Origin of the sequence: Xanthomarina sp. (assembly GCF_035306605.1) — a bacterium.
GTDB lineage: Bacteria > Bacteroidota > Bacteroidia > Flavobacteriales > Flavobacteriaceae > Xanthomarina.
In genome coordinates this window covers 1-7,694 of the sequence record NZ_DATGNR010000018.1, presented here as the reverse complement: position 1 = coordinate 7,694, position 7,694 = coordinate 1, and the positions used below count along the sequence as shown (strand labels likewise).

Here is a 7,694-nt window from a genome sequence, read left to right as displayed (position 1 = left end):
CGTAATTTTTATGAACTTTAAAAGTACAAAAAGATAATGAACAATAAAAAATATACTTAACGTAAGTTGTTGTTTAGCAGTATTTAAGATGGTGATTCGGTGCGTAAAATTATATTTAAAAATACGCACCGAATCGCTCACCTTTTATTTGAATTTGAATGCTTTTATTTGATGATGGAGAAAATGAAAAAAGCCGATAAACATAGTGTTTATCGGCTTTTGGTGAGATTTGTAAATCTCTCAGCGGAGAAAGAGGGATTCGAACCCCCGGAGGTGTGACCCTCAACAGTTTTCAAGACTGCCGCATTCGACCGCTCTGCCATTTCTCCTTTGCGTATCTCATCAAGTATTCCTTGAATGCGGGTGCAAATATAGAATCCTTTTTTCATTCTTTCAAATAAATTATGCATAATTTTTTAAACTTTTTTTTTAAGGCGAATAATAATTTTGATTATCTGTTAGTTGGAACAAAATTCAAATGGTATTTTTGCTGTTCTTATTTAAAATGAGTCATGGAAATTATAAATAAACTGCAGTGGCGTTATGCTACAAAAGCTTTTTCTCCTAATAAAATAGTACCAACCGAAAAATTGGATATTATTAAACAAGCTTTTAACTTAACGGCTTCCTCTTATGGTTTACAACCTATTAAATTAGTTGTGTTGGCTGACAAGAACTTGCAAGCGAAACTTCTTGAATATTCTTTTAACCAAAAGCAAATAATTCAAGCTTCACATGTGCTTATTTTATGTATTCAAACTAATATAGATAAGGAGTTTGTAACAAATTATTTTGATCGAGTTCATAAAATACGAAATACACCTAAACATATTCTTAAACCATTTGAGGAGTTTTTAATAGACGATTTTGAGAAAAAATCCCAAAAGGATATTGAAAACTGGGCTATCAATCAAGCCTATCTGGCTTTAGGTAATTTAATGACGGTTTGTGCTATAGAAGGTCTTGATTCTTGTCCAATGGAAGGTTTTGTACCAGAAAAATACGACGAGCTTTTAGAATTGAATAAACAAGGATTGAAGTCGGTGTTACTTTTACCTATTGGATATCGGGATGAAAAAGACATGTTTGCTGAGTTTAAAAAAGTAAGAAAAAAGATCACAGATAGTATTATTGAGTTATAAAATTTAAAATTAGAAAGTCATGCCAGGATTTGAATTATTTGGAGATAAAGAAAGAAAAGAACTAAACGATGTGTTGGATAATGGAGTGTTAATGCGCTATGGATTTGATGGTATGCGTAACGGACATTGGAAAGCCAAGGAACTAGAACGTACCTTGGAACATCAACTTCAAGTAAAGCATGCGCAATTAGTTTCTAGTGGTACGGCTGCTGTTTCTGTTGCTTTAGCTAGTGCTGGAATTGGAGCAGGAGACGAGGTTATTATGCCAACTTTTACTTTTGTAGCAAGTTTTGAAGCTATAATGATGTTAGGAGCCATTCCTGTTTTGGTGGATATTGATGATACCTTAACATTAGATCCAAAAGCGGTAGAAGCTGCCATTACACCAAAAACAAAGGCTGTTATGCCGGTTCATATGTGTGGGAGTATGGCAAATATGGACGCGTTAATGGCGCTTTGTAAAAAGCATAAGCTGGTGGTTATTGAAGATTCTTCGCAGGCAACTGGAGCATCGTATAAAGGAAAACCTGTAGGTAGTATTGGCGATTTAGGCTGTTTGTCTTTAGATTTTGTAAAGATTATTACAGCTGGAGAAGGAGGTGCGGTCTTAACAAATAATGAAGCATATTATAGGCATGCCGATCATTATTCAGATCATGGTCACGACCATGTTGGTAAGGATCGTGGTGCAGAAACCCATCCGTTTTTAGGTTATAATTTTAGAATATCTGAGCTTCATGCAGCTGTTGGTTTGGCACAATTAAGACGTTTGGATGAATTTGTGACCATTCAAAAGAAAAATTATACCATACTAAGGGAAGCCCTGTCTGAGATTCCAGAAGTCACTTTCAGAACCGTTCCAGAAGGAGGAGAAGAAAGTTATTCGTTTTTAAGCTTCTTTTTACCAGATTTAGAAACAGCAAGAAAAGCATCGTCAGCTTTTAAAGACCATGGTGTGGATGCCTGTTTTCACTACTATGATAACAACTGGCATTATATTAGAAAGTGGGAGCATTTAAAAGAACTAAAGTCTTTGTACCCAATTTCCAATGAAGTTAAAGAAGGGTTAAAATATCTTCAAACAAAAACATTTGACCAATCAGATCATTATATAGCTAGAAACATCTCGTGTTTGATTAAACTTTCATGGACCGAGGCAGAAGTGAAAGCACGTGCTGAAAAAATGGTCAAAGCAATAACTGCAGTTTTATAATAAGGTTATCAAAACATTTTTAGTAACTTTAAGTAACGAATCCATTATTAATGATATACTTAAGGCTACTTTTATTTTGTTTGTTTCCCTGGATGCTCTTTTCGCAAGCACCAAAAGTTTCAAATGCCATTGATTTTCTTAGATTAAACCCCATAGAAGGGGAATTGGATAATCAATACATATCTTCTATTATGCAGGATAGGGAAGGTTTTATTTGGGTTGGAACCCAGGATGGCCTTTATAAATTTTTTGAAACAAATACAAAATCATACCATTACAATCCACAAAAGCACAAATCCCTTCCGGCAAACTGGGTTCGTGCCATGGTTCAAGACAGTGAAGGTATTTTTTGGATAGGCACACAAGGTGAAGGATTGATACGTTTTGATCAGGATACCGAAGAGTTTGAAAAAATTGATCTTATTGAAGGAGACACTGCTTTAAATGGAATGATTATTTACGATTTGTTTATTACATCCAAGGATGTGTTATGGATTGAATCTGAAAACGCACTTTATAGAAAAACAATGTCTGGACCTGTTGAAAAAGTCAATGATCTTGGTGGCAATATTTTTATAAACGAAACCAATAATGGACAAATAGTTTTGGCTTTTAACAATAGCATTTATGTGTATCATGAGTCATTAAAAGAATTGGAGCCTGTTTATCAAGCAGAAAATATAAATAAGATGTTTCAAACAGGAACATCCAATTTTATACTAAAAATGAATGATGACTTGTACACCTATACACTTGGGCAATCTCCAGTATTACTGGAAACACCCGAAATAATTTATGGCATTTCCAATATGGTAAACCACACCATGTTTTTTTTGGGAAAAACCTATATGTATGAATATCATGTTTTAAACCAGTCCTTTAAAAAATTAGAAATGCCACCTGACTTGAACCATGTTTTAGGGGTTTTACAAGCGCTTTTTGTGGATCGTCAAGGGATTTTATGGATAGGCACCAATAACGGACTTTATAAAGAAAGCATAGCTGGGCGCTTATTTAAACATGTGATTCCCGTTCACGCCAGACGAATAATTCCAGATGATGAAAAGTTGTTTATAGTGGGAAGGGATGGTCTGTTTGAGTACGAAAAGGAGACCAATACATTAAAAAACCTGATTCCCATAAGAATGTTTTCGGCCGTGAAAACAAGTCATGGTATTTGGACTGCTGGTTTAACAAATAAGTTATACCAATTAGATGCTCAAGGTATGATTAAAACCCATGAAATACCTAGCGATAATAAAAATCTGTTTAAAATTTACGGCATTGTTCAGGATAAAAATGAATTTTTGTGGGTGAGTTCTTGGGAAGGATTGCATTTGGTAAATTTAAAAGGGGAAGTGCTAAGGAATTTTACTTTTAAAAATGAAAATGGCCCTTATGAATTAAAAGGATTACAATTAAAAATAGATAAAAACGATAATCTATGGGTCATTACCGTTGGGAATGGTATTTACAAAATCCCAGAAATATCTAAGGTCAGTTCTAACGAAAAACCATTTGATTATGAGCAATTCACCAAGGAAAAACCTAAAAAGAACACCTTAAATACAAACACAGCCTATGAAATTTTTGAGGCTGATACTGGCGAAATTTGGTTTGGTATGGATAGTGGTATCAACATCTACAATCCAGAAAGTCGTACCTTTCGAAGTTTTAAAATAGGTAATGATTTTTTTGATAAAAAAACAATGGCCATAAATTCCCATGCTCCAGGAATATATTGGATTAGTACCATTAGGAATGGTATTTATGTTTACGATGCCACTAAAGATCGCCTTATTAACTTTAATGCATCAGATGGTTTGGTCTCCAATGCTTGCTTGTTTACGTCGCGTTTATTTTATAAAAATGAATTTTATTTTGGAACAGAAAAAGGCATTCAAGTTATTGCCCCAAAGGGGTTTAAATTTCCTGAAGTTCATACAAAACCTTTGATTACAGAGGTAGACCTATATTCCAAAACTTCCAAATCCGATACAAAATTTGAAATAGAAAAGCAAAATATAAAGCATACAGACCATTTTGATGTAAATCCCGATCAATCTTATTTTACGATACATTTTGCAACCAATGATTATAGCTTTCCTAAAAAATTAAACTATTACTACAAACTTAACGACGAAAATAGTTTGTGGCACGAAGCAGAAAGCAACTTTGTGAGCTTTACAAATTTGGAATCTGGCAATTATACTTTTTATGTAAAGTCTGCCTATAACATACTTGATGACACGCCTATAGCTTCCAAGCAATTCACCATAAATGCACCTTGGTACAAAAAGACCATGGCTTATGTAGCTTACGGATTAATTTTTGCTGCCATTATTTTTTCATTTTATGTTTTGAAGCTTAACCAGAATATGGCGTTAAATAAATTGAAAGCAGCCAAGGCACTGGACGAATTTAAAACCAAGCTGTACACCAATATTTCACATGAATTTCGAACACCTCTAACACTAATCTCAGGACCTATAGATAACCAATTGGCCAAATCAGACTTATCTAAAACCGATAAGAAAGAACTTACCTTGGTAAAACAAAACGCTAATAGATTGCTCAATCTGGTAGACCAGATGTTGGATCTTTCCATGATAGATTCTGGGCAAGTAAAACTTAAAGTAGCCCAAGGGAACCTAACTATTTTATTGAAACAATTAATAAGTGCTTTTCAATATAAGGCCAAAGAAAAAAACATTAAAATTAGTTTTCAGGTTCAAGATTTAAAAGCTGTTTGGTTTGATAAGGATATTATAGAAAAGGTAAGTACCAACCTGCTTTCAAATGCAATAAAATATGCCCCAAAAAACAGTAAAATAATCTTTGAAGCCACAAACCAAAATGGTATGTTGGTAATGTCTATTATAAACAATAGTAAGCAGGTTGGAAAAGAAGATTTAACCAAGTTGTTTCAGCGTTTTTATCAGAATAATGAATTGTCTGATGGTGTTGGTGTTGGATTGGCTTTGGTTCGTGATTTGGTTTCGCTTTCTAAGGGAACCATTATTGCCAACAATTTGGATGCAAATAGAATACAATTTACGGTTACACTTCCTATTAGTAAAGAGGCTTTTAATGAAAACGAATTATTGGCTTACGCTACCTCAAAAAAACAGGATTTAGATTCCGTGTTTTCGAAAACACATACAGAAAAACCTAGTATACTCATAGTTGAAGACGAACCAGATATACGTGCGTTTATAGTTTCAATGTTTTTAGATAGTTATCAGGTTATGGAAGCAGCAAATGGTAAAATAGGTATTGAAAAAGCCAAGAAGCAGCTTCCGGATTTGATTATAAGTGATATTATGATGCCAGAACAGGACGGAATGGAATTGTGCCACGAGATAAAAACCAATGAACTTACCAGTCATATTCCTGTCATACTTCTTACTGCTAAAGTAGGGGAAGTCAATGAGATACAAGGAATTAAAACAGGAGCAGATGCCTACGTTACAAAACCGTTTAGTAGCGAAAAATTAAAAGTTAGGGTGGAAAAACTGATTGAAAGTCGCTTAAAACTTAAAAAGCATTTTAGTAGTACCTTAACAATAAATCCTGAATTGGCAATTACGTCCACTGAAACCGAATTTTTAAAAAGACTTCAAACAACTTTGGATAAGCACATTACAAACCCAGATTTTAACAGCGAAGCTTTAGGAAAACACATGCAAATAAGTCGTACGCAACTTCACAGGAAACTAAAAGCCATAACAGGTATGACTACCAGCGAGTTTTTAAGGTCCCAGCGCTTAAAATTATCTGTGGAGCTGTTAAAAAAATCCGATGCCACTATGGCAGAAATTGCCTATCAGGTTGGGTTTAATTCCCCTTCTTATTTCAATAAGTGCTTCAAGGAAATTTATGGTTGCACACCTCAAGATTACTCTCTAAATCCTTAGAAAACAGAATTTCACAACATTTGGAACATATCTTATATCCTTTGAAACATATTTGTTATCAAGGTAAACTCTCCGTTTTTAATTTTAAACATCTTTAAACAATAACAAATGAAACGCTATACCAATAGCCAAAAAACAGATGTAGAAACAAAAATATATATAAGTATCGATCATTTAAAAAAGGGTCAATATGAGCTTAGAATTTTGCTGAACAACAAAATCATAAAATCGGTAACCATAATCAAGTAGCACCTACAGAAAGATATATCACCATTTTTAAAGTACTGTTTATAAATGTTAACCTTTATCATTTTAAAACCATAAAAGTAAAAACAATAAAAATTATTGATCATGAAATTATTAGTAACAACAAGCTTTTTTATACTAATTGTGTTTAATGCACAAGCACAAATTTTTGAACGACTGGCAGATAAGGCTACCAATGCTGCAGAACGTACTGTGGAACGTAAAGTGGAGCAAAAATCGCAAAAAGAAACCGAAAGGCCTTTGATTCGGTATTTAACAATGAAGGAAATAAAAAATCCAAATCATCCAAAAAAAGCAAAACAACTTCAGAAGACAAGGCGCCAGAGAGTGTCTATAGTTTTTCGCATAAATACGTGATGCAAATGGAAAGTGATAAATATAATACCACTTTCACCTATTTTCTGGCCAAGGATGAAAATTATTTTGGGAATACCATAGAAAATGCAAGTACCATGTTCAATGTCATGGATTTGGACAAAAAAACCATGTACATGTTTACTGAAGCAGGAGGAAAAAAAATGCTCATGTCCACGTCTTTGGACGTAAACGATTTTGTAGAAGACCATGACTCTTCCAGTAACGATGTAAAAATTGAGAAAACCAATAACACCAAGATTATATTAAATTATATCTGCAGAGAGTATAAGATATCCGGTGAAGATTATAACGGAAGTGTATGGGTAACCAAAGAAGCAGATATTACTTTCCCTCGGGCTTTTTACAATATAGACGATAAAAAAAATCAGGCCAACCAAGAATGGATGAAACAAGTAGATGGTTTAATGATGGAAATGACCATGACAGTTACCACAAAGAAAAAACCTGAAACCTTGAAAATGACTTGTGTTGCTCTGGAAGAAACCAACTTTTCCATCAACTCAAAAGATTATAAAAAATTTATGTAAAAACCTATAAAAAATTTAAATGATATGAAAACCAAATTAAATACACACATCATGAAAACTTTTAAAAAACATATTAAAACAATGCTGCTTTTTACTGTTCTAATAACTCTATCTGTGTCTTGTAGCTCAGATTCTTTGGAACCAGATAACAATCCACAACAACAAACCTATCCTTTGGATGATTTACAAGGTAACTGGATCCGTATTGGGGGTAACAATCCAACCAATAATGGGATGAAAATCAATGTAA

General features: G+C 33.7%; 6 protein-coding genes and 1 tRNA gene. 6 read left to right on the top strand and 1 reads right to left on the bottom strand.

From position 1 onward, the window contains the following. Positions 1 to 244: 244 nt before the first annotated feature. A tRNA-Ser gene (locus VKY41_RS02435) sits at positions 245 to 329 on the bottom strand. A gap of 183 nt (positions 330 to 512) precedes the next feature. Here VKY41_RS02435 and VKY41_RS02430 point away from each other — a divergent pair. The 6 genes from VKY41_RS02430 to VKY41_RS02405 form a co-directional block, all read left to right on the top strand. Continuing rightward, on the top strand, positions 513 to 1,142 hold the full coding sequence (locus VKY41_RS02430) for an NAD(P)H-dependent oxidoreductase (RefSeq protein WP_500812845.1): 630 nt from the start codon (positions 513 to 515) through the stop codon (positions 1,140 to 1,142). Positions 1,143 to 1,161: 19 nt separating this feature from the next. Next, positions 1,162 to 2,355: a DegT/DnrJ/EryC1/StrS family aminotransferase gene (locus VKY41_RS02425; protein WP_500812844.1), complete on the top strand. Its 1,194-nt coding sequence runs from the start codon at positions 1,162 to 1,164 to the stop codon at positions 2,353 to 2,355. Positions 2,356 to 2,405: 50 nt separating this feature from the next. After that, on the top strand, positions 2,406 to 6,272 hold the full coding sequence (locus tag VKY41_RS02420; protein ID WP_500812843.1) for a hybrid sensor histidine kinase/response regulator: 3,867 nt from the start codon (positions 2,406 to 2,408) through the stop codon (positions 6,270 to 6,272). 351 nt (positions 6,273 to 6,623) lie between these two features. Beyond that, positions 6,624 to 6,896 (top strand): hypothetical protein, encoded by a 273-nt coding sequence (locus VKY41_RS02415; protein WP_500812842.1) that lies wholly within the window; start codon positions 6,624 to 6,626, stop codon positions 6,894 to 6,896. 5 nt (positions 6,897 to 6,901) lie between these two features. Further along, a complete protein-coding gene (locus tag VKY41_RS02410) occupies positions 6,902 to 7,444 on the top strand; it encodes a DUF4412 domain-containing protein (protein WP_500812841.1) in 543 nt (180 codons plus the stop codon). A 24-nt stretch (positions 7,445 to 7,468) separates the two neighbouring features. Then, positions 7,469 to 7,694: hypothetical protein (locus VKY41_RS02405; RefSeq protein WP_500812840.1), on the top strand; the 226-nt coding region annotated here is incomplete at its 3' end.